Source organism: Fulvivirga sedimenti (genome assembly GCF_020328055.1).
The window spans coordinates 338,009-359,689 of record NZ_JAIXNE010000003.1 but is presented as its reverse complement, the minus strand read 5'-3'; the positions used below and the strand labels follow the sequence as shown (position 1 = coordinate 359,689).

Sequence of the window (21,681 nt, the reverse complement as noted above, 5' to 3'; positions counted from 1 at the left end):
TACAAAAATGTAAGGTCGATTTATCATATTACTGATATTTTTTGGGTGAAATACATTTTTAGAATGCCAACTTAAATGTGGCCATGACATTCAGTACTATTAAAAACTACTTTTTAGCCATTCTCATATTGCTGATCATTCCGTGTGTGATGCCGGAAGTAATGGCGCAGTCTGTCGGTGTCGGAACCACCAATCCCAATTCCAATGCGGCACTGGATGTGGTTGCACCGGGAAACAACCAGGGGGTTTTGCTCCCGAGGCTTACGGGCGGTCAGCGCACGAGCATGAGTTTGGGTTCAACTGAAAGGGGTTTGATTGTGTATGACACTACCGATAACCTTTTCTATTATTGGGATGGCGCACAGTGGATCGCCGGACTAGGGGATTCATCCGGTACATTTCAGAACCTTGCCTTTAATCAGGCAACGGCGCTTCTTTCCATCGAAAACGGTAACAGTGTTGATTTGAGTTCACTGATCAACGACGCGGATTCCGACCCTTCCAATGAATTGATTACAGATGTTCGCCTTAACGGCAACATACTTGAAATAGAAGAAAACGGCCTGATCTATACCCTCGATCTGACGCCCGTAATAAACATTGGCACTGATGACCAGCAGTTAAGCCTGGCTGGAAGTGTGTTAACACTCGAAGACGGTGGGGCTCCGATAGATCTGGCGTCGCTGGGTTATGTCACTACATCGGATGATGCGGATGCCGACCCAACTAATGAAGCGATCACTGATTTTCGCATAACGGCTACCGATATTGAAATCGAGGAAAATGGTGTCCTGGCGGGAAGTATTCCCTTATCAGGATTACCGACGGGCACAGATGATCAGCAGATAAGCCTGGCAGGCAGTGTGTTGACACTCGAAGACGGTGGGGCTCCGATAGATCTGGCGTCGCTGGGTTATGTTACTACATCGGATGATGCGGATGCCGACCCGTCCAATGAGGCGATCACTGATTTTCGCATAACAGCAACTGATATTGAGATCGAGGAAAATGGTGTGCTGGCAGGAAGTATCCCGTTGTCAGGGCTGCCAACCGGAACCGATGATCAGGAGGTAACTGAATTTGTATTAAGCGGCGTAAACAGTTCGATCCTTCAGCTAACCCTTGAGGGGGATGGCACCGGACAGAAAACAGTTGATTTGCACAACATATCATTCCCGGCAGCAAGTGATCTTTCCGGTACTATTGGAACGGCCGTTGTAAAGGACGGGGCGATTAACAGTCAGAAAATTCTGGATGGAAGTATTGAAACTGCAGACATTCAGGACGGTGCGGTTTCCAATGTTAAAATCAGTGATTTGGATCCGTCGAAGCTCAACCAGGCCGGGGCATCCGTTGGAGATCTCCTACGTTGGGATGGTACGCAATGGGCACCTGCCACCACAGCCGTCGTACCCGTAGCAAGCTATTACAGTATTGACCCTTCAGATTTCACAGGCGTTTACAGACAGAATTTTGCCAATTCGGAAAATAATGTGTTGATCTTTGAGAGTGATAATAGTCTTGTCACGATCAAGGATGAGACACTGGGCAGATCCATTTATGCCCCTGTACATTTGCCGCACGGTTCGGTCGTTCAATCCATCACAATGTATTTCATGGATATGCACGGCCCACCCGTTAAATTAGGCCTGTTTGAAAGGTCATTTGGCAGCGGCCAGGTCGATCTTGGCGGCGGTTTAAATGCCAATGAAAATGGGCCTGGAATATTCACTGCCACATTGAACGGACCTTTTGTGATCGACAATCAGAATCATACATATATGATCGGTATCGATTTCAATATAGCAGGAATTACAAATCAGCTAAGTGATGCTGAGCAGGGGATATACGGGATCGTTATCGAATATATTACGCCTTAATTGTTCCAAATTGATCAAATCAAAGGATTTGGTACAAACAAAATTAGCGAAGCTCTGGACATTTGTTCCAATTTTTGTATTATAGGTTGCAATCTACAACCTCTTAATAATGAAATATTTATGTTTGCCGGTAAGCCTGTTCTTCATGATGATACTGGCTTCCTGTTCAGCCGATAATTACCCGCCAATTGTTGATGTTCCTACTTATAATTACCGTTATGGTCAGTTTGTCTGGCATGAACTTGGTACATCCAATGTGGATGCTTCCAGGGAATTTTACGGGCAATTATTCAATTGGGAATTTGAATCAATTCCAACGACCGATGGAAACTATACACTGATCCGGCAGGGAAATAAGTATCTGGGAGGAATGATTGAGACCAAATCTCAACAGAATTTGTGGATAGGAGCGATATCTGTCGAGGATACTGAAAAGGCACTTGATTTTCTTAGCTCTATGGGCGCATCGACCGTCATCGGAACAACCAGAATCACCGGACGTGGAAGCATGGCTTTACTGAAGGATCCACAGGGTGCTGCTGTGAGTATAATTCATTCTTCCGCAGGGGACCCGCCATTGCTGGAAGCAGATGCAAATGAATGGTTATGGATGGAGCTATGGTCTGACCAGCCTGAGTCCTCTGCTGAATTTTACGGTAAGACGTTAGGTTATGATATCACTGAGCAGGTTGCTAATGGAAAACCGTATTGGATCTTCGGTAAGCAGGAACTTAAAATAGCGGGGATAAGTCCGAACCCGATCTCAAATATGACAACACAATGGGTGCCTTATATTAAAGTTACGGATCCGGAGGAAACCGTGAATCGAGCCAAATCACTGGGTGCGACCATTTTGATGGCACCGAATCAGGCAATAAGAAATGGTTCTGTCGCCGTTCTTACCGACCCCAATGGAGCAATTTTCTGTATTCAAAAGTGGCCGTTCAATTAAATTCGATCAAAATGAAAACATTTGTTAAAAAATTATCATTCTGCCTCCTCATGATTGCGGCTATCGGAACACTGGAGAGCTGTTCAAATGCACATTGGGGCACCAGCATGGGAATGAATATGTCTTTCGGTCCTGGTGGACCCAGGGTCACGCCTTCTTTTAATGTGGGGGTGTACAGTGGCGGGCGTTATTGACGGATTAGCTGCGGCACCGCTATTTTTTGGTTAGGCAGTCAGGTATTAGTAATTTTGCGAAAATTAGATAAAGCAAAATTAACTATGAAATACCTATCAAGATCAATCTATGTATTGGGCTTTTTAATTGTCTTTGGTGCATGTTCAACTTCTACAAAGGAAGAGGCGGCAGCTACGGATGATATGACCACAGAATTAGCTGAAGAAATGGAAGTTCCTGCCGCGCCGATGGCGATGGCATCAATGTCACCGGCCAGTGGCAGCAACGTTACTGGTACGATCACTTTCACCCAGACAGGCGACAATACCGTTCAGATGGATATCGAAATCAATCATCTTGTACCAGGCTCACATGCGATACATTTGCATGAAAAGGGTGATTGCAGCGCCGACGATGCCAGTTCAGCCGGAGGTCACTGGAATCCATCCGGTGTGGATCATGGCAACCGTATGGGTGATGGAATGCATCATGCCGGCGACATTATAAACCTTGAAGCCGGAGCAGACAGTACGGCAACAAATTCACTTGAAATTACAGGATGGACGATTGGCGGAGATTCAGCTACCAATATCCTGAATCATGCAGTAATCATTCACGCTGGTGCGGATGATTTTACCTCCCAGCCATCAGGTGCTGCCGGGGGAAGAGTATCCTGCGGAGTGATCCGTGAGCAATAGAGAAGAGCGTAATAATATAAAAACCCGCCATCGAGCGGGTTTTTTTATGGTTTAATGATTAGTAAGTGCACATATTTCATCGATGATGATTTCGGGATCCTTATCTTCCCGGATAAGCTGGAGCATCCTGGCCAGCATATCTGTGATTATCCTGGGATGTATACTCAGTTTTTCAGCCAATTTTCGACATATCAATAGTTCTTCCTGATCAACCCGACCATCGGCAATCATCACCTCAACCAATTCATAGATTTGGAAGATTTTATCCCGATGGGATGCAGGAGCAACAAATTTAATGGTTTCAGCCTCTTCACGTATCTGATGGAGTTCCTCCTGGCTTACGCCTCTGTTTGCGGCAATTGTAGCCAGACGATCCCACTCAGTCTGATCCAGAGTGCCATCTGCTAGTGCTACAGCAATGAGGTTGTTTAAATGACTCATCACCTGTCCGTGCCGATTTGATCTGAATAAATTGAACATTATTACTTCTTTACTGATAAATTCCTATCCTTTCGATGTGGTAACCCACTATTCACTTTAAACGGGATGTTTTCCTTACATTTTATGCAAAATCTCCCGTATACGCGCTTTAAGCGATTCAGAGGCCTCGAATAGCGGTAACCGTACATGAGGTTCACAAATTCCAAGTTCCGATAAAACGAATTTTACTCCCACGGGATTAGATTCTTCATACATAAGAGGGTTCAGGTCCAGCATTTCATATGAAGTTAGTGCTGCTCCCTGTACATTGCCAGCCCGGAATTCAGTCATCATTCTTTGGAATGTATTCGGAATGGCATTTGCCAGAACTGAAATCACTCCTGTACCACCAACACTCATCATGGGAAGCGTTAAAAGATCATCGCCTGAGATAAGAAGAAAGTCTTCCGGTTTATCGCGCGCTATGCGCATCACCTGATCCATATCACCAGCAGCTTCCTTAATACCAATTATGTTCGGGTGATGGGCAAGAATCAGTGTAGATGCTGCTGTTACATTACTGGCAGTCCTTCCGGGAACGTTGTAGAGAATAACTGGGATCGGTGCCTCATTTGCCAGTTGCTCATAATGCGCAACGATTCCCCGTTGTGAAGGCTTATTGTAGTATGGGCTTACAGACAGAAGTGCATCAATTCCACTGAGTTCGGTATTTTTTAATTCTGAAAGGAGTGCAGCCGTGTTGTTTCCTCCCAATCCGTAAACGATGGGTAAGTTTGCCCGGTTGTTTTCCCTGACAAAATTTAATACGGCTGCTTTTTCAGCGGGAGAGAGGGTGGCGGTTTCACCGGTAGTGCCCATTACGACATAATAGTCGACACCATTCGATTGGGTATAATCCATCAGCCTTCCAAGGGCTTCGAAATCAATTTCAAGCGACCTTGTGAAGGGCGTAACCAACGCTACTCCGGTTCCGGATAACCTATTCATCATGAAAGGACTTTTGTATACTTATACATCTCATGAGCAAGACTTTTGTAATTGGGTTGCTGTGGGGCCACCATCAGATCACAGAAAGGCCGGTTGATTTCTTCGAAAAACCCTACGCGGCACTGTGCACGGCTCATCGATAATAAATATCGCATGATTGGGTCTCCCTCGAAATCTACATAAAGAAGGTAATTAAAGGGTTTGTTAACGAAGGTATGCACATCTTCCGAGTTTACATTCCCGAAAAAGCCGATCTCCTTGTCGGTGAAGAAATTATACCGGAATTCGAAGTTCTGAACGTCCTTAGGAAGGAATGACATCACGCTCACTTTTTTACCATCACTCTCAAACTTCTTTGCAAGGTCCTTGATGATGTCATGTTTGGTAAGATCTTCAGCTGTGTAAAGGATGCCAACGTTTTTCGCATCTTCATACAGCACGCTTCCGCGGAAAGCGTTATTGCGTTTTAACTGCGCATTCGTTCTGTACTTTACAAACAAATCTCTGAACATCTTATTGACTGATCATTCCTTCAAAATCAGATTCCGAAATAATTTGAATCCCGAGCTTTTCGGCCTTTTCCTTTTTTGAAGGACCCATATTGTCACCTGCAAGTAAAAAATCCAATTTACCCGAAATAGACGAAAGAACCTTGCCGCCATGAGCAACAATCAATTCTTTAAGTTCATCGCGTTCATGCCTTTCGAATACTCCCGAAATTACAAAAGTTTTTCCTTCCAGTTGATTTCCAAGTTTAATTTCCTCCTTTTCTTCGATAACCATCTGAACACCGGCATTTTTTAATCGATTGATTTCATCAATATGCTGCTCATTTCCAAGGAATTCAATTACGCTATGGGCAATGCGTTCCCCGATTTCCGGAACGGCGATCAGGTCTTCATAGGAAGCGTTCATAAGGGCATCAATTGATTTGAATGCCTGGGCGAGTTTTTCGGCAACCGTTTTTCCCACAAACCGGATTCCCAAACCAAAAAGAACATTCTCAAATGGTACTGATTTTGACTTCTGAATTCCCGTTAACAGGTTGTTTGTGCCCTTTTCCTTAAAACCTTCCAGAGAAATGATATTCTCATAGGTTAGGTCGTACAGATCGGCAGGCGACTTAACAAGATTTTTATCAAATAACATTTCAATCGTTTTTTCTCCAAGGCTGTCGATATCCATGGCTTTGCGCTGGATGAAATGGACTATACGACCTTTTATCTGTGGCGGACAACCGTCCTGGTTCGGACAATAATGAACTGCTTCACCTTCCATTCGTTGCAGTTCTGTGCCACATTCAGGGCAATGGGTAATATAAGTTACGGGTTCGAGGCCTTCCTTTCTTGCCGACAAATCAACCCCGGTTATTTTCGGGATAATCTCGCCGCCTTTTTCAACAAAAACCTGATCTCCTATACGAAGGTCGAGCCGCTCGATTTCATTGGCATTGTGTAAGGAAGCGCGCTTTACAGTTGTGCCTGCCAGGAAGACTGGTTTGAGTTCTGCCACAGGAGTGATTGCGCCTGTTCGGCCAACCTGATATGTTATATCCTTAAGGGTGGTTATGGCATCTTCGGCTTTATACTTGTAAGCGATTGCCCAGCGCGGGCTTTTGGCAGTGAAGCCAAGTTGTTCCTGCTGGTCGAGACGATTTACTTTTACTACGATACCATCTGTTTCCAATGGTAACGAACGACGCTTATCTTCCCATTCTGCGATATAATCAAATACTTCTTCCAGGGTTTTGCACAATCGGTACGTCGGTGAAACGTTGAATCCCAGGCGCTCCAGCAGTTGAATGCCTTCTGCGTGTGTTTCTACGGGTAGGTCATCACCCATAATAGAATAAAGATAGCAGTCGAGTTTACGCTGCGCAACAATCGATGAATCCTGCATTTTTAGCGTACCTGAAGTGGTATTCCGTGCATTGGCATACACTTCTTCACCAATGTCCTCACGCTCCTTATTCAAGGCTATGAATGTCTGACGGGGCATGAATGCTTCACCACGCGCTTCGAAAAAAGGCGGACTGTCCTTGATGTGCTTCACCTTTAACGGAATGGTACGGATGGTCTTCACGTTTGCTGTGATATCATCACCCCGGGTGCCATCGCCCCGTGTTACCCCGCGTGACAAATATCCATTTTCATAGGTCAGGCTTAGTGCTACGCCGTCAAACTTAAGTTCGCAGAAGTATTCATAGGGTTCGTCGCCAAGGCCCTTTTTTACCCGGTTATCAAACTCTTCCAATTCTTCCCGGGAATAGGTATTACCGAGTGAAAGCATGGGATACTTGTGATATACCGTTTTGAAAGACTTGGTTACCGTTCCTCCAACACGCTGGGTGGGAGAGTCGGGTTGCCTTAGCTCAGGATATTCCTCTTCCAGTGCTATGAGTTGTTCAAGCAGTTTGTCAAATTCGAAGTCACTTATTTCGGATCGGTTATTCTGGTAATACTGCTCGTTGTAATAATCGATTTTTTCCGAAAGGGATTCGATCTTCTTTTTCGCCTCTTCGCGATTCATTACCGGGTTGGGTCTTTGTAGATTTTAATTGAATTAACTCCTTCAAATGTATTGTTGTTCCGATCAATATCGGCCATTCTTTCAGTCGGATCAATTTCTATCGACTTAATTTCTGTGATCGGACGGTTAATTTTCAGCGAATAGGTTGGATACGTCCACGGCCACGCTTCTTTGGTGATTCTTGACACTTCCAGGTTTTCCACCGGCTTTTCTCCGCGCATGATACGCAGCGGAATATAAAGTATTTCTGAAGAGCCATCGGTATACTCAATGTAAAGGTCTACGGGCATCATCATAGCTTCGACACGCTCCAGGGTCACGATGGTTTCATCATTCACGCCTGTTACGTCGCTGATACCGTAATCAATTCTGTTGGTTGTGTATGCGAAATTTTCCAGGTACCAGTCCAGCTGCATGCCTGAGGTTTTTTCCATAACCCTGATCAGGTCGATTGATGTGGGATGTTTAAATTTCCAGGTGTTGTAGTACCTGCGCATTCCCTTCATCAGGTTTTCTTCACCAATTACATATCCCAGCTGTGCAAGGAATACCGCGCCTTTCGAATAGGCATTGATGCCATACGACCGGTTCGTGTGATACATATCTGAGTGTGTGGTGAGGGGTTCTTCGTTGCCGCTGTTGGCCATGAAGAAATATCCCTGGTAAGATCCCCGGAAAGGATTGCCGCCCGTTTCACCTGAAAGATGCTGCATTGTAAGGGCTGAAGCGAAGGAAGTGAATCCTTCGTCCATCCACGGGTACAGGCTTTCGTTCGTGGCAAGGACACCCTGAAACCAGCTGTGGATCATCTCATGCACAGAAACACCTACCAGGCTTCCCTGGCTTCGGTTTCCAGTGATGAGCGTTGCCATGGGATATTCCATTCCGCCGTCTCCTCCCTGGATGAAGGAATATTGTTCGTAGGGATACACTCCAAAAGTTTTGTTCATGTATTGCATGGCTTTAACCATGGTCCCGGGCAATGCTTCCCATGCGGCTTGGTTTTCCTCGTTAGCCTGGTAGAAAAAATGGAGCATGGGACCGTCCGGTACCTGGATCCTGGTATGCGTGTAATCCGGGTCTGCGGCCCACATGAAATCATGTACATTGGGGGCAATAAAATGCCATGTAAGAGGTTTTTCTGAGGCAGCCACTTCTTTACCTTCTGATTCATAGCCATGTCCGATTTTATCAGGATTCTGGAGATAACCTGTTCCGCCAATCGTGTACGATGGGTCGATCGTTATCTTCACATCAAAATCACCCCATACACCATGGAATTCACGTCCGATATAAGGATTTGTATGCCATCCGCGGTGATCATATTCACACACTTTTGGGTACCATTGTGACATTGAGTAGGAGATGCCTTCAGCATTGTCACGGCCGGATCGGCGGATCTGGACAGGCACCTGGCCTTCGAAACTCAGTGTGAAGACGCTTTTTCCCCCGGGCAGTATCGGTTCATTCAACGTAACTTCCAGAATCGTGCCTGAAACCTTGAATGCGAGGTCCGTTCCTTTCTGTTTGAGGGAGTTGATATGCTGATAACCAATCTCGTCGGCAGACAGTTGAGATATTCTGCTCCCCACTCTCCGGTCGGGGTCTTCAATAGTGAGTGACCGCATGTCCATCATACTTCCCGGCTGGAATGCATTGAAGTAAAGGTGATAGTATATTTGGGTAAGTGTATCGGGTGAATTATTATAATAGGTCAGTTTTTGATCTCCTGTGAAGCGATGTGTCTCCACATTCATGTTCACATCCATTTCGTATTCCACACGTTGTTGCCAATATCCCACAGGTGTTTCCTGGGCAATGGATATTTGTGCGGTGAGAATTGATAAAATAAGTAAATACAAGCTTTTCATATATTGTTATATCCTGATTTTTAAAAATACATTATTGATCCAGTTCACCCAGTGAATTCTCCAGGTCGTCTTCCGTTTTTCGTAAAAACTCACGGCATTTCTTCAGTATTTCGGCGGCTTTATCCACCTGGCTGGTGAGATCATCTATATCCAGCTCTCCTTTTTCAATCCGTTCCACGATTTGCTCCACTTGTTGCAGTGAATCTTCAAACCTGAAATCTTCTTTCTTCTCACTCATTTTTGTTGTTGTTTATGGTTGTAATCTGACTGTTGATTTTTTTGTTGATCGTATAGGTTGTAATCGTATCGCCTTCCTTTAATTCAACCTGATGAATGGATTTCCCATTCAGCGTTGTTAACGTATATCCCCGCTTCAGGATGTTATCGGGATGCACAAGTTCCAGGGATTTGGATGCGATGCGCAGTCGCTCCATTTTCATGGATAGGAATTTCCTGGCTGCCGCTTTCAATTGACCGCTTCTTTTTTCTAGCAACAGATCCTGTTGGGAAGTAACTTTTCGAACCCCGCTTTTAAGACGGTATTCCAGGTTTTTCAGACGCTGGTTCTCATATTTCAATCGCTGTTGGGCGTGATAGGCGATTGTTTCAAAATGATTGATCATTCTTTCCTCATAGCTCCGCACCCCACCAATGAGGAATTCAGCAACCGCTGTAGGGGTCTTTAGCCGGGTATGCGCAACGAGGTCGAGTATCGTTTCGTCACGCTCATGGCCAATTCCGGTGAGTACAGGCAACGGAAATTGGGCAACATGGTTGGCGAGGTCGTAGGTGTCAAAGCAATCAAGATCTACCTGCGCACCACCGCCCCGGATGATAACGACTACGTCAAAGGAGTTGATACTGTTGTGAATACGGTTCAGTGCATCTATGATCGATGGAGGCGCCTCATCACCCTGCATCACTGCTTTAAAGAGACGGGTACGGAAGGCGTATCCGTACAAATTATTTTTTAGCTGGTCGGAAAAATCGCCAAACCCCGCAGCCGTTGGTGAGCTGATCACTGCGATCCTCAGTGGCGCAACCGGCAAGGCAACTGATTTATTCATGTCCACCACGCCTTCCCGTGTAAGCCTTTCAATGATTTCCTGTCGCTTGCGGGCCCGCTCTCCGAGGGTAAACCGCGGGTCAATCTCCCGGATATTCAGTGACATCCCGTATAACTCATGGTACTCAACACTTACGTTGCAGAGCACGGTCATCCCGTTCTGGAGGGGTTTTCCAGTTATTGATTCAAACCATGCAGAAAGTCCGCGAAAGGTATAGGCCCAGATAGTCGCCCGGATACGGGCCACCAGCCTATCGTCCTCTTTCTCGATCAGGTCAAGGTAGCAATGGCCCTTCTGATTCAGCCGAAGCTCAGCGACTTCAGCCACCACCCAATAAGAAGGCTCGAGATTGTTGTCGAGTGTGCTTCGTATAAGCTGATTGAGTTCAAGTAAACGCAGGTGTTCCATCAGTCGTCCAAAAATATTTAAATATTCCCGGACTCATGATGTCGTATCGTGATTTTATATGGGTGGTTAATTAATATCCCGGAAGGTTTCCAGCAGTCCGGCTGCCTTGCCACGCGGACGAACAATGAGGAGGGGACAATCGAGATTGGTATTCAGTAATCTCTCTGCCATACTTCCCAAAAACAGCGAAGCTGCAGCAGTTCTTCCCTTGGCACCGATGACAATTCCATCTGGCTTGATTTCCGTTGCAAGATCACGGATATCGCTCGAAAGATCCTCATTCACATCCAGGGAATAAACCGGAGTTACCTGGACGTCCTTCATGTCGACCTTACTGATGAGTTTATTGAAATCCTTTTCTGCGTTTTTGCGCATTATCTCTGCAAATTCCTCATAGGTCTTCCCTGTATAATGATAGCCTGCCGGGACGGAGTATACATTCTGGCAGTAGACTTCAATCGGCTGGGTGCGGTGCTGGCTCAATTCCACTACTGTTTCCAGCGCCAGTTTTGAATACTTTGAAAAGTCAACCGGTACGAGGATTTTACGGACACTGGGGGTGGCTCCCTCAGGTATGATGAGCAGATTACAGCTGGCGCGTCTGGCTAAACGCTGAGCCAGAATTCCTGTGCCCTGCATGGTCTTTTTCTGACCAATAATTATTAAGTCGGCATTGCCCCGGATAGCCATGTCCAGGAGGGAGGCAACACTGCCTTCTTTAACATTGTATTCAAATTTGATTTCCCGGTCGATCCGGAAGTATTTGGCAACCTTATCCTTTATCTTCGCGGTGCGTTCTGCAACCAGTCGTTCCGACATATCCGGAAATTCAAGTTTCACGTCTGCCGGTATTTTCTCCCCGCGTACAATGTGCCAGAACTGGACCCGCTGCACAAAGCCGCGTCGCGCGATGAATGCCGAAAATTCGATAAGTGTCTTATCCATCTCCGACATATCCAGCCCTACAATAATATCTTTAATTGGCTCCATTATACTAACATTGGATTTTGATGCAAAAATAGAGCATTTCCCTCAAAATGAAACATTTACTTTGCTAAATACTTATTGTTTCCAGGCCGACAGGTAATCTGCCAGCATTTCGATCTGCTCCTTCGAATGGGTGGGAAAGTTGGCGATTCGGATGTGATCGGATTTATATTTTCCATAGCCGCTTCCAACGATAAAACCCCTGGATGACAGATAGCTGATCAATTCCGGACTCCCTGAATCGACATGTGCAACGGTGGTGGTACGTGAACGCTGTTCCGGATTGGTGACAAATGCCCTCAGGCGTGGGTGGTTTTCGTAGGTATGATAAAGCATCGCCGACTTGTATGCAGTCTCGCGCCGGATTTGATCCAGTCCCTTTTCCAGCATATCGCCGGCAACCCGCCCCAACAGATATATGCCCAGTACATTGGGTGTCTCCGGCGTCTGGTTTTTAACCGCTTTTTCAAGCATTGCTGAGATTGAGTGGTAGCTGCCTGTGATGGTTCCGCTTTCCTGCAGTTGGGCTGATTTTTCTATGCAACGGTCGTTGACTATCCAGACACCCAGTCCGGCAGGAAGTCCGAACGCCTTCTGAACACTGAAGTATGCTGTATCCACGTGGTTATAATTGATTTCCGCATCCGGTACGGAAGAAACGACATCCAGTGCGATCAGTTGATTGGGGAAGGCTTTCCTGATGCTTTCAACATCCTTTTCAGGTTGGCGGGCGCCGGTGCTTGTTTCGTTGTGTGTAATGGCGATAAGCTCGGTGGATTCTGGGATCAGTAATGATGACATTTCAACCACCGAGCCCTCAGCCGCTTCAGCGGAAAGGGCAGTACGCCCTAATTGCTGTGATATTTCATGAAAACGGGCGGAAAACGCGCCGTTAACCAGGTGAAAACTCTCCCGTTCCACGAGGTTCTGTATGATCCGTTCCCAGGCTTCCGTTGCGCTGGCGGTGAACAGGATCTTATAACCAGAAGGCAGATTCAGCAATGCGGAAATATTATCAACCGCTTCCGCATAGATGTTCTGGAATTTGGTGGAACGGTGTGAAATGGAAGGGATGTCTTCTCTTAAAGCTCTTCGCAGGTGTTCCTGAACGGTGAAGTAAAGTTGTGAGGGACCGGGGGTGAAATAAATCTTTGGCATAGGTCAAAATTAGTTAACCAAATTCATATTGAAATAACATAGCTGTAAATAATAGTGATTGTTTGGTAACGACCCCTTTACAGGGGGTTAATTCAATGATACTAGATTTGCAGGGTATGGTTAAGATGAAGGTGCTCCGGCAGGCACTGTTCCGTGCCGGAGTCCTTTTTTAAATCCGCTGAATTTGCCGGTATTTCAATAACAGATCAAGGCTGCTTCCGTCAAAATCAATATTATGATACACCTTCAGCAACCAGGTCCCGGCATCATCCACCGGCACATCCGGGGTGAGGTTATCCCGTAAGAAGTGGAGTGCTTTCATGAGTTGAAAGCCATCAAACCAGGCATAAAAATGCTTGTGATAGGCAGTGAGATCGGATGAATTCCGTCGTATCCGCTGAAAGTTTTCTTCAGCATTCATATATTCAAGTAATTGTTTATTTATTGAATTTAACTTATTAATATTCAGGACTTTGTTATAAATATTATTGAGCATATTCTTAATAATCATAATATTTTCCGGGGCATAGGTCGCGGGATCCCGCTTGCTTGCTATAAGGTCCTGGACTGCTCTGCCAGTACCAAATGGGACCCGATCGGATGACCGGGCTGAGGGGTAAACGGCGGTGGTATTGATTTCACCAAAACCCCGGGGGATGATCTTGTGCAGGAAATAGAAATCTTCACCCGCTTTACGCCTGTTCATTCCACCTGCTTTGGCATATGCCATAGGCCGCACTGCCATTGACGAACCTACCGTATGGTAAGCATAAGGTAATTTCAGCATGCGCTGGGCTTCGATGAAATACCGCAAGTGAAGCTCATAGGCTATGATGGCATCGCGTTGTAATCCGGATTCGGGAATGGCATGTTCAAACCAGATGGAAGCTCCGTGTATTTCAGGATGAAGGAGGAAATGTTTTTCAATCTCACTGACATAATTTGGTGAAACAAGGCAATCAGCATCCAGACCGATGATTACGCCTGTATCCGGATCCAAACGGCGTGCTGCCTCATCCATCAGTATTTTTCTCGCAAGTCCTACGCCGGCGTGTTTATGGGGCAGCTCCCTTAGGAGAAAATGGAGGGCTACGTTGTCCATGTGCTTCTCCTCATACCTGTTACGCAGGTGTTCCAGGTCGCGGTGATGGGCATCCCTGATAGCCTGTGGGCTGTTTTCGCTGTAATTCAGCAGCACCAGGATTTCGCTTGGGCGGTTGAATTCACAATCCAACAATGAATCGATCGTGTGCGCGATGTTCTCTTCCCGGTGAGCAGGGATGGTAAAGATCAGTTCCGGAGGTGTTTCAGGAGGCGGCAATAATGCCGGTCCGGCTGCATACCGTTCAAAATATATTTTCAGATCAGGGTGCAAGCCGTGAGATCTTCCAGGAATCTTTCGTTTGCGTGTAGAGGACCCGGTCATGAAGCCTGCTGGGGCGTCCCTGCCAGAACTCCATCAGAAATGGAGCCACATGATACCCGCCCCACTGGTTTGGAAGGGGAAGCACCTCAGCGTCACTGTATTTTTTCTCGAGAGCTTGTTGACGTTCCTCGAGGATCGACCGGTTTTTGATCGGTGTACTCTGAGGGGAGGTCCATGCACCAATCTGACTCGCTTTTGGCCGGCTTTTGAAATAGGCTTCGCTTACTTCACGGGGCACTTTTGTAGCGGTTCCCTGTATTCTGACCTGTCGTTCTAGTTCCGGCCAGAAAAATGTGAGGGAGACGACGGCATTATTCTCCATATCCCTGCCCTTGGAGCTTTGATAATTTGTATAGAACACGAGCCCATTATTCTCGATTCCTTTCAGAAGAACGACCCTTCCTGAGGGGAACCCATTTTCACTGACTGTAGAAAGTGTCATGGCATTGGGTTCCATGATTTCAGAGGCGAGGGCCTCTTCGAACCATTGGGAAAACTGACGGATCGGATCCTTGTCAACATGGGACTCGTCGAGAATTTTTTTTGAATATTCCTTCCTTAGGTCGGCAATCGAAGATTTCATGGCGTTATTTTTTCTACTCAAATATACCGATAAATTTTCCTTTCAGTGGTGGATTTACTAAGATTGATACCATGAAATTAAGCATTGAACTTGAGAGTGAAAGTTCACCCCAATGGGTGGAAACGGTCATATCCGATTTTGATAATTTCCTTTTGGACCATGCACACTGTGAACGAAAAGCAAGTGCAATGGCCATGAGCCTGGTGGCAAAATATCCCGACAGGCTTGAGATAATCCCGGAACTGATCGACACGGCAGTTGAGGAACTGGAACATTTCAGGTCGGTCTATGAGATCATGGAATCCCGGGGCTTGTCACTTCCCCACGAAATTCCGGGAGATCCCTATGTGAAAGCATTGGTTGACTTTTGCCGGAGCGGGAGGGAAGAGCGATTTCTTGACAGACTGCTGGTGGCTTCGGTGGTGGAATGCAGGGGAGCTGAAAGGTTCCGTTTGATCTATGAAGCGCTTCCGGAGGGTGATCTAAAGAAATTCTACCATGATTTATGGGCTTCCGAAGCGAAGCACGGCCATATTTTTGTAAAAATGGCTCTTAATTATTTTGATGAAAAGGAGGTTTATAGTAGGTTGAAGGAAATAAACCACCAGGAATCGCTGATTCTGGCCGAATTACCACTCAAAGCTGCCTTACACTGATATGGATTATTTCAAGTTCAATAATGAAGTTCCACCGCAAAAAGGATCCCTTTTGATCTCGGAGCCTTTTCTGCCGGATCCTAATTTTGAACGGACGGTCATACTGTTATGCGAACATAATGAAGACGGCTCCTTTGGCTTCGTATTGAATAAACCTTCCCAGGTAAAAGTGAGTGAGATCATGGAAGATCTTGACATGATTGAAACACCGGTGTATGTGGGTGGTCCGGTTCAGCAGAATACATTGCATTTTGTTCACCGGTCGGACAAGATTGAAGGTGGCACGGAGATATCCCCGGGCCTGTTCTGGGGAGGAAATTTTGATCAACTCACCTTTCTGGGGCAGGAAGGATTGATAGATATTAACAATTTTCGATTTTTTGCAGGTTATTCCGGCTGGTCGGAAGGACAGCTCGAAGAAGAGCTAACCGCCAACTCCTGGATCGTCACTCCTCCGGTAAGTCCGGAGCTTATCTTTGACTCCGACGTGAACAGTTTATGGAAAACTGTGTTAAAACAGCTGGGAGGCCGTTTTTATGTATATTCAAATTATCCCACCGACCCAAGACTTAATTGAATGATTTTAGTATTTTTACAGTTATAGAGGTGTAATAAAATGTTATGGCGCAGGATAAGGATTTAGAAGAGAAAGAAGTGCGGGCCGCGTTGGATGGAGCCGATCAGACAAACGGCACACCAAAGTCCACTACAGAGACAGAAGAAAAGCCTCTGGATGAAAAGCCTGTGCCTTCTGAGGACACAAAAGCACCTATAGATAAATCTGACCCTGTTGCAACAACCGATTCTCCGGAAACGGAAGAAGTTGTTGAGGAATCGCCTGTTTCTGAAGATAAAATTGAAGTCACAGGTGATGAGGCCGAACAGTCGGAGGCTGAAACTGCTGAAGTTACCAATGAAGATATTACAGCCAACGAAGCCGAAGAAGATGCATCGAAGAACGAAGGCCAGGGGGCTCACCAAGATGAACCTTCTGCAGGTGTTGTTGCTGAAAAGCCTGAATCTTCCGGGGATAACGAAAAAACAAAAACTGAGCTGGAGTCTGAACATGATCTGAAGGAAAAGGATGATGATGAAGACCATGAGGATGAAGATATTGATTACAGTGTCTACTCGAGGAAGGAACTCGTTGAAGTAATCAAAGAGCTGGCGAAGGCGGATAATGTGATTCAGGCGGAGAAGAAAGCACGCGAGATCAAGCATTTCTTTGATGAGTTCAGGGCGCATGAGCGGCAGGAAGCACTCGACAGGTTTATTGCTGAAGGCGGGGAAGAAGGAGATTTTTCCTATCGGCCGGATGAATTAACACTTCGTTTCGATGCGAATTATCAGCTGATCCGTGACAGAAAACACGACTACACGAAGAACAGGGAGCGTCAGAAAGACGAAAACCTGAAGAAGAAGGAAGATATACTGGAGCGGCTTCGTGAGTTCGTCGACTCTGAAGAAACAAACATTAGTTTCGACACATTTAAGAAATTCCAGGAGGAATGGAAAAACGTCGGACCGGTGCCGGGTTCATATGCTCGTACGATGTGGGCAAATTATAATGCTTTGATCGACCGGTTCTATGATAACCGGAGTATTTATTATGAGCTGAAGGAGCTCGACCGGAGGAAAAACCTTGAGTCTAAGCTTGAGCTTTGTGATAAGGCAGAAGCGCTGTTAGATAGGAATCAGATTTCTGATGCGGTTAAGGAGCTGAATGAACTTCATCACGAATTCAAGCACATTGGCCCCGTCCCGAAGGATGAGCAGGAACCGCTTTGGCATCGTTTCAAGGCCGCTTCTGATGCGGTATATGAACGCAGAAAGGAATTTGTCGATAAGCTGAAGGGTGAGCTTGAGGCGAATCTCGCGGTTAAAGCTGCGCTGGCAGACGAGGTAGAGGCATTTGAGAAATTTGATTCCGACCGGATCAAGGCCTGGAATGAAAAGACCAAAGAAATTCTTGCGATACAAAAGAAATGGGAGAATACAGGCGGATTGCCGCGTGCCCAGGCTAAAGAGGTGAATAAGAAATTCTGGTCGGCATTCAAGACATTTTTCAGCAATAAAAATCATTTCTTCAAGAAACTGGATGCGGAACGTGAGGCCAACCTGGAGAAAAAGCAGGCTATGGTACAACAAGCCCTCGCACTGAAGGATAGTGAGGATTTTCAGGATACAGCAGAGAAGCTTAAGGAATTACAGCGCCAATGGCGTGAGATAGGCCCGGTGCCGGGAAAATTCCGTGAGTCTGTTTATAAGGAATTCAAGGAAGCATGTGATGCATTTTTTGAAAGGAAGCGGGCTTCGCGTGATGACGCCTCCAAGGAATACGTAGAGAACCTGGAAAAGAAGAAGGAGATTTGCAAGAAGATCCAGGAATTGGCAAAGGGCGATGGCGATCACGTCGAGAAGTTCAAGAAGTACCAGGAAGAGTATAATGAAACCGGCTTCGTTCCGAAAAAGGATATTAGTAAGATTCGGGATATGTATACGAAGGCGGTTGATACCTACATCAAGAGCCTGGAGACCCTCGATGAGGATCAGAAGGAAAAGCTTCGTATTGAAAACGAAGTAAGTGACATTCTTCACAGTCCGAACGCCGATCAAAAGCTCTACCGCAAGGAACAGTCCCTGCGTAAGCAGATCAGTTCCATAGAGAACGATATAGCGGTCTGGAAGAATAATCTGGAGTTTTTTGCCGACAGCAAGAAGGCCAATAAGCTGAAGGATGAGTTCCAGTCAAAGATTGATTCCGCCGCTGATGAGCTTCAGCACCTGAAAAAACAGTTGCGTATTATTCGTACGGCCGGGTAAATCCCTTATCATTATCTACACATGGAGCGTACCTTTCCCGAAGGGACTCCTTCGGAGCGGCACGCCTTCTTTTTAACATTGTCATTTTCTACACATGGAGCGTACCGTTGGCACGCCCAATGCCTGATCGTGGGTTCCCATATCCAGGTCGTAGGTTCCTACCTACGACCTAATGATCTGCATTGCAGTGTCGTAGAAGGGATTCTACGACCAGAATTTAGGGTACCGCCGGTCTTTATCCATCGTCATCCCTGCCTTCCGGCAGGCAGGCTGAGCTTGTCCCAAAGGGACCCCTTTGGGGTCTCAGGATCCCCTGATTCATTGCACAAAAAAGATTCCCACCTCTGCTCTACCCAGGGTTATTCACGATTTCAATTAAAAATTTCAGACTTTACTGTCAAAATTGAAAAATATTGCAAAAATTGCCATTTCGCTTTAACCACTATTCGAAAAACCTTAATTGTCCCAATATCCAATCAACCAAAATTCATGAAGAGACTTAATTTACTGGAAGAAACACGGTACGAAAAGCTGCCGGTCACGGTATTTGAAAATAAGGAAATTGCCTCAAGAAAAGTTGCGGAACGCATTGCCGCGATCATCCGCAGGAAGCAGGAAGCCGGGGAGATGGCAGTTCTCGGACTTGCAACGGGAGCAACGCCTATCGGCGTGTATGAAGAGCTGGTCCGCATGCATAAGGAGGAAGGGCTGAGTTTTCAGAATGTGATCACCTTCAACCTGGATGAGTATTATCCGATGAAGCCGAAATCGGTGCAAAGTTATGTCTACTTCATGAAGGAACACCTTTTTGATCATGTAGATATCAAAAAGGAGAATATCAACATCCCGGATGGAACCCTGCCGAAAGACGAGATCCATGACTACTGCCTGCGCTATGAACAGAAGATCACGGATGCGGGGGGACTGGATTTCCAGGTGCTTGGTATTGGTCGGACCGGTCACATAGGGTTTAACGAACCTGGTTCCGCTCCGAATTCAGGAACACGCCTGGTAACATTGGATGATCTCACCCGACGGGATGCATCGCGCGACTTTGGTGGAAAGGAAAATGTGCCCACCAAGGCGATTACCATGGGTATTGGTACGATATTCAAGGCCCGTGAGATTGTTCTAATGGCGTGGAGTGGTAAGAAGGCACCCATCATCAAAAAGGCGGTTGAGGGCAGTATGTCAAGCGATGTACCGGCCACTTTCCTGCAAAATTCGGAGAATGTGGAATTCGTGCTTGACAAGGATGCGGCTTCGGAACTTACCCGTTTCGACACGCCATGGCTGGTGAAGGACTGTCAGTGGGAGCCCGCGCTTGTGAAGAAGGCGGTGATCTGGTTATCAAAGACCGTGAATAAGCCCATCCTGAAGCTTACTGACGAAGATTATAACAATCATGGCATGGCGCAGCTGGCGGTTGATCAGGGACCGGCCTATGATATTAACATCCATATTTTCAATAAGATCCAGCATACAATTACCGGCTGGCCGGGTGGTAAGCCGAATGCCGATGATTCACAGCGGCCGGAGCGGGCAGAGCCTGCCAAGAAGCGTGTCATTATATTCTCACCCCATCCTGACGATGATGTGATCTCCATGGGAGGGACATTTATCCGCCTGGTCGACCAGGGGCATGACGTTCATGTGGCGTACCAGACATCGGGGAATACGGCGATCTGGGATCATGATGTGTTACGGTATGTGGAATTTACCATTGATTTCAAGGAAAGCATTGGAGAGGATACTACCAGGTTACGTGAGACCTATGAGCGGATGCGTGTCTTCCTGGAGACAAAGGAGCCTAATCAGCTGGACCTGAAGGAGATCCTGGATGTGAAAGGATTTATCCGAAAAAGCGAAGCCATCGCGGGCGCCCGATATGCGGGACTGGAGGACGACCATATCCATTTTCAGAATTTGCCGTTCTATGAACGTGGTAAGACGGAGAAAAACCCGGACACGGAAGACGATATTGTGCTCACCATGGAATTACTTCAGAAAGTGAAGCCGCACCAGGTATTTGCCGCGGGCGATTTTGCCGATCCTCATGGTACGCATATCAAGTGTTTCAATATTGTGCATGAGGCATTGGTTCGATTACGGAAAACCGAAAAGTGGACGAAGGATTGCTGGTTATGGCTTTACAGAGGGGCATGGCATGAATTTGAAACGCATGAGATTGAGATGGCCGTTCCGTTGTCGCCCCAGGAAGTGGAGCGTAAGCGCATGGCGATCTTCCAGCATCAGTCACAAAAGGATACGCCTGTATTCCCGGGTGAAGACCAGCGTGAATTCTGGGTACGTGCCGAGGAACGGAATCGTGAAACCGCATTGAATTATCACGACCTGGGTCTGGCGGAATATGAGGCGATGGAAGCGTTTGTGCGCTGGAAGTTCGACTAGAGTGCTCAATTAAAAACTTTTTGCAAAAATTTCGGGTAAGCGCTTGGAATTAATTCAGGCAACTCTATTTTTGCATCTCCATTTACAAATCGGATCTGATCCGGTTGTAAATTGCCTCCTTAGCTCAGCTGGTAGAGCAACTGACTTGTAATCAGTAGGTCGCTGGTTCGATCCCGGCAGGGGGCTCGCAAAAACAGTTTGGGTTTGAGGATACCGGATACGGTAGACTAAAACCCAAATTTTTTTTGCCCCTGTATCCCGTATCCCGTATCCTACTTTGATCTGGATACAGTATTCTCACACTCAAATTGTTTATACCTGTATCCTGTATCCCGTATCCTTCACTTTCCCGGATACGGTATACTTGAACCCAAATTTTTTTGCCCCTGTATCCCGTATGCTACATATAACCGGATACGGTATACTTGAACCCAAATTTTTTTGCCCCTGCTTTGCCCGCCGGAGCCCAAAGGCGTAGGAGGGTATCCTGCTCCTGTATCCTTCTCTTGACCTGGACACAGTAGAATCACACTCAAATTGTTTATACCTGTATCCTGTATCCCGTATCCTGTTCCTACTTTACCTGGATACAGTAGCATCGATTATGGCCATTTAATTCAGCACAATTT

19 protein-coding genes and 1 tRNA gene are annotated in these 21,681 nt (G+C 46.3%); 9 read left to right on the top strand and 11 right to left on the bottom strand.

Going from position 1 to position 21,681, the window contains the following annotated elements:
- Positions 1-83 precede the first annotated feature (83 nt).
- The 4 genes from LDX50_RS13870 to LDX50_RS13855 all read left to right on the top strand — a co-directional run bounded on the left by LDX50_RS13870 (position 84) and on the right by LDX50_RS13855 (position 3,704).
- Positions 84-1,880 carry a hypothetical protein gene (locus tag LDX50_RS13870; protein WP_225697899.1) on the top strand — a complete coding sequence of 599 codons (1,797 nt, stop codon included), beginning with the start codon at positions 84-86 and terminating at the stop codon, positions 1,878-1,880.
- A gap of 109 nt (positions 1,881-1,989) precedes the next feature.
- The gene (locus LDX50_RS13865) at positions 1,990-2,832 is read left to right on the top strand and encodes a VOC family protein (RefSeq protein WP_225697898.1); all 843 of its coding nucleotides are present in this window, start codon (positions 1,990-1,992) and stop codon (positions 2,830-2,832) included.
- A gap of 11 nt (positions 2,833-2,843) precedes the next feature.
- A complete protein-coding gene (locus tag LDX50_RS13860) occupies positions 2,844-3,026 on the top strand; it encodes a hypothetical protein (protein ID WP_225697897.1) in 183 nt (60 codons plus the stop codon).
- An 84-nt stretch (positions 3,027-3,110) separates the two neighbouring features.
- Positions 3,111-3,704: a superoxide dismutase family protein gene (locus tag LDX50_RS13855; protein ID WP_225697896.1), complete on the top strand. Its 594-nt coding sequence runs from the start codon at positions 3,111-3,113 to the stop codon at positions 3,702-3,704.
- Positions 3,705-3,755: 51 nt separating this feature from the next.
- Here LDX50_RS13855 and LDX50_RS13850 read toward each other — a convergent pair whose 3' ends face one another.
- The 11 genes from LDX50_RS13850 to pdxH all read right to left on the bottom strand — a co-directional run bounded on the left by LDX50_RS13850 (position 3,756) and on the right by pdxH (position 15,161).
- A complete protein-coding gene (locus LDX50_RS13850; RefSeq protein WP_225697895.1) occupies positions 3,756-4,145 on the bottom strand; it encodes a tellurite resistance TerB family protein in 390 nt (129 codons plus the stop codon).
- A 114-nt stretch (positions 4,146-4,259) separates the two neighbouring features.
- Positions 4,260-5,135 (bottom strand): 4-hydroxy-tetrahydrodipicolinate synthase, encoded by an 876-nt coding sequence (gene dapA, locus LDX50_RS13845; protein WP_338030000.1) that lies wholly within the window; start codon positions 5,133-5,135, stop codon positions 4,260-4,262.
- A complete protein-coding gene (locus LDX50_RS13840) occupies positions 5,132-5,644 on the bottom strand; it encodes a DUF6913 domain-containing protein (RefSeq protein WP_225697894.1) in 513 nt (170 codons plus the stop codon). Before LDX50_RS13840 ends, dapA begins: the two co-directional genes overlap by 4 nt.
- A 1-nt stretch (position 5,645) precedes the next feature.
- A complete protein-coding gene (gene ligA / locus LDX50_RS13835; RefSeq protein ID WP_225697893.1) occupies positions 5,646-7,661 on the bottom strand; it encodes an NAD-dependent DNA ligase LigA in 2,016 nt (671 codons plus the stop codon).
- On the bottom strand, positions 7,661-9,532 hold the full coding sequence (locus LDX50_RS13830) for a M1 family metallopeptidase (protein ID WP_225697892.1): 1,872 nt from the start codon (positions 9,530-9,532) through the stop codon (positions 7,661-7,663). The genes ligA and LDX50_RS13830 overlap by 1 nt, the downstream gene beginning before the upstream one ends.
- 31 nt (positions 9,533-9,563) lie before the next feature.
- On the bottom strand, positions 9,564-9,770 hold the full coding sequence (gene xseB, locus LDX50_RS13825) for an exodeoxyribonuclease VII small subunit (RefSeq protein WP_225697891.1): 207 nt from the start codon (positions 9,768-9,770) through the stop codon (positions 9,564-9,566).
- The gene (xseA, locus tag LDX50_RS13820; RefSeq protein ID WP_225697890.1) at positions 9,763-11,007 is read right to left on the bottom strand and encodes an exodeoxyribonuclease VII large subunit; all 1,245 of its coding nucleotides are present in this window, start codon (positions 11,005-11,007) and stop codon (positions 9,763-9,765) included. The genes xseB and xseA overlap by 8 nt, the downstream gene beginning before the upstream one ends.
- A 66-nt stretch (positions 11,008-11,073) precedes the next feature.
- Positions 11,074-11,997 carry a universal stress protein gene (locus LDX50_RS13815; protein WP_225697889.1) on the bottom strand — a complete coding sequence of 308 codons (924 nt, stop codon included), beginning with the start codon at positions 11,995-11,997 and terminating at the stop codon, positions 11,074-11,076.
- 72 nt (positions 11,998-12,069) lie between these two features.
- Positions 12,070-13,152 carry an aminotransferase class V-fold PLP-dependent enzyme gene (locus LDX50_RS13810; RefSeq protein WP_225697888.1) on the bottom strand — a complete coding sequence of 361 codons (1,083 nt, stop codon included), beginning with the start codon at positions 13,150-13,152 and terminating at the stop codon, positions 12,070-12,072.
- A gap of 169 nt (positions 13,153-13,321) precedes the next feature.
- Complete coding sequence (locus LDX50_RS13805; protein ID WP_225697887.1) at positions 13,322-14,578, bottom strand: glycosyltransferase family protein; 1,257 nt, start codon at positions 14,576-14,578, stop codon at positions 13,322-13,324.
- On the bottom strand, positions 14,517-15,161 hold the full coding sequence (gene pdxH / locus LDX50_RS13800) for a pyridoxamine 5'-phosphate oxidase (protein WP_225697886.1): 645 nt from the start codon (positions 15,159-15,161) through the stop codon (positions 14,517-14,519). Before pdxH ends, LDX50_RS13805 begins: the two co-directional genes overlap by 62 nt.
- A gap of 71 nt (positions 15,162-15,232) precedes the next feature.
- Here pdxH and LDX50_RS13795 point away from each other — a divergent pair, with 71 nt between their 5' ends.
- The 5 genes from LDX50_RS13795 (at position 15,233) to LDX50_RS13775 (ending at position 21,238) form a co-directional block, all read left to right on the top strand.
- Positions 15,233-15,817 carry a MiaE family protein gene (locus LDX50_RS13795; RefSeq protein WP_225697885.1) on the top strand — a complete coding sequence of 195 codons (585 nt, stop codon included), beginning with the start codon at positions 15,233-15,235 and terminating at the stop codon, positions 15,815-15,817.
- Position 15,818: 1 nt separating this feature from the next.
- Complete coding sequence (locus LDX50_RS13790; protein WP_225697884.1) at positions 15,819-16,394, top strand: YqgE/AlgH family protein; 576 nt, start codon at positions 15,819-15,821, stop codon at positions 16,392-16,394.
- A gap of 44 nt (positions 16,395-16,438) precedes the next feature.
- Positions 16,439-18,640 (top strand): DUF349 domain-containing protein, encoded by a 2,202-nt coding sequence (locus tag LDX50_RS13785; protein ID WP_225697883.1) that lies wholly within the window; start codon positions 16,439-16,441, stop codon positions 18,638-18,640.
- A gap of 489 nt (positions 18,641-19,129) precedes the next feature.
- Entirely contained in the window at positions 19,130-21,052 is a 1,923-nt protein-coding gene (gene nagB / locus LDX50_RS13780) for a glucosamine-6-phosphate deaminase (protein ID WP_225697882.1), read from the top strand.
- Positions 21,053-21,165: 113 nt separating this feature from the next.
- A tRNA-Thr gene (locus LDX50_RS13775) sits at positions 21,166-21,238 on the top strand.
- Positions 21,239-21,681: the final 443 nt, after the last annotated feature.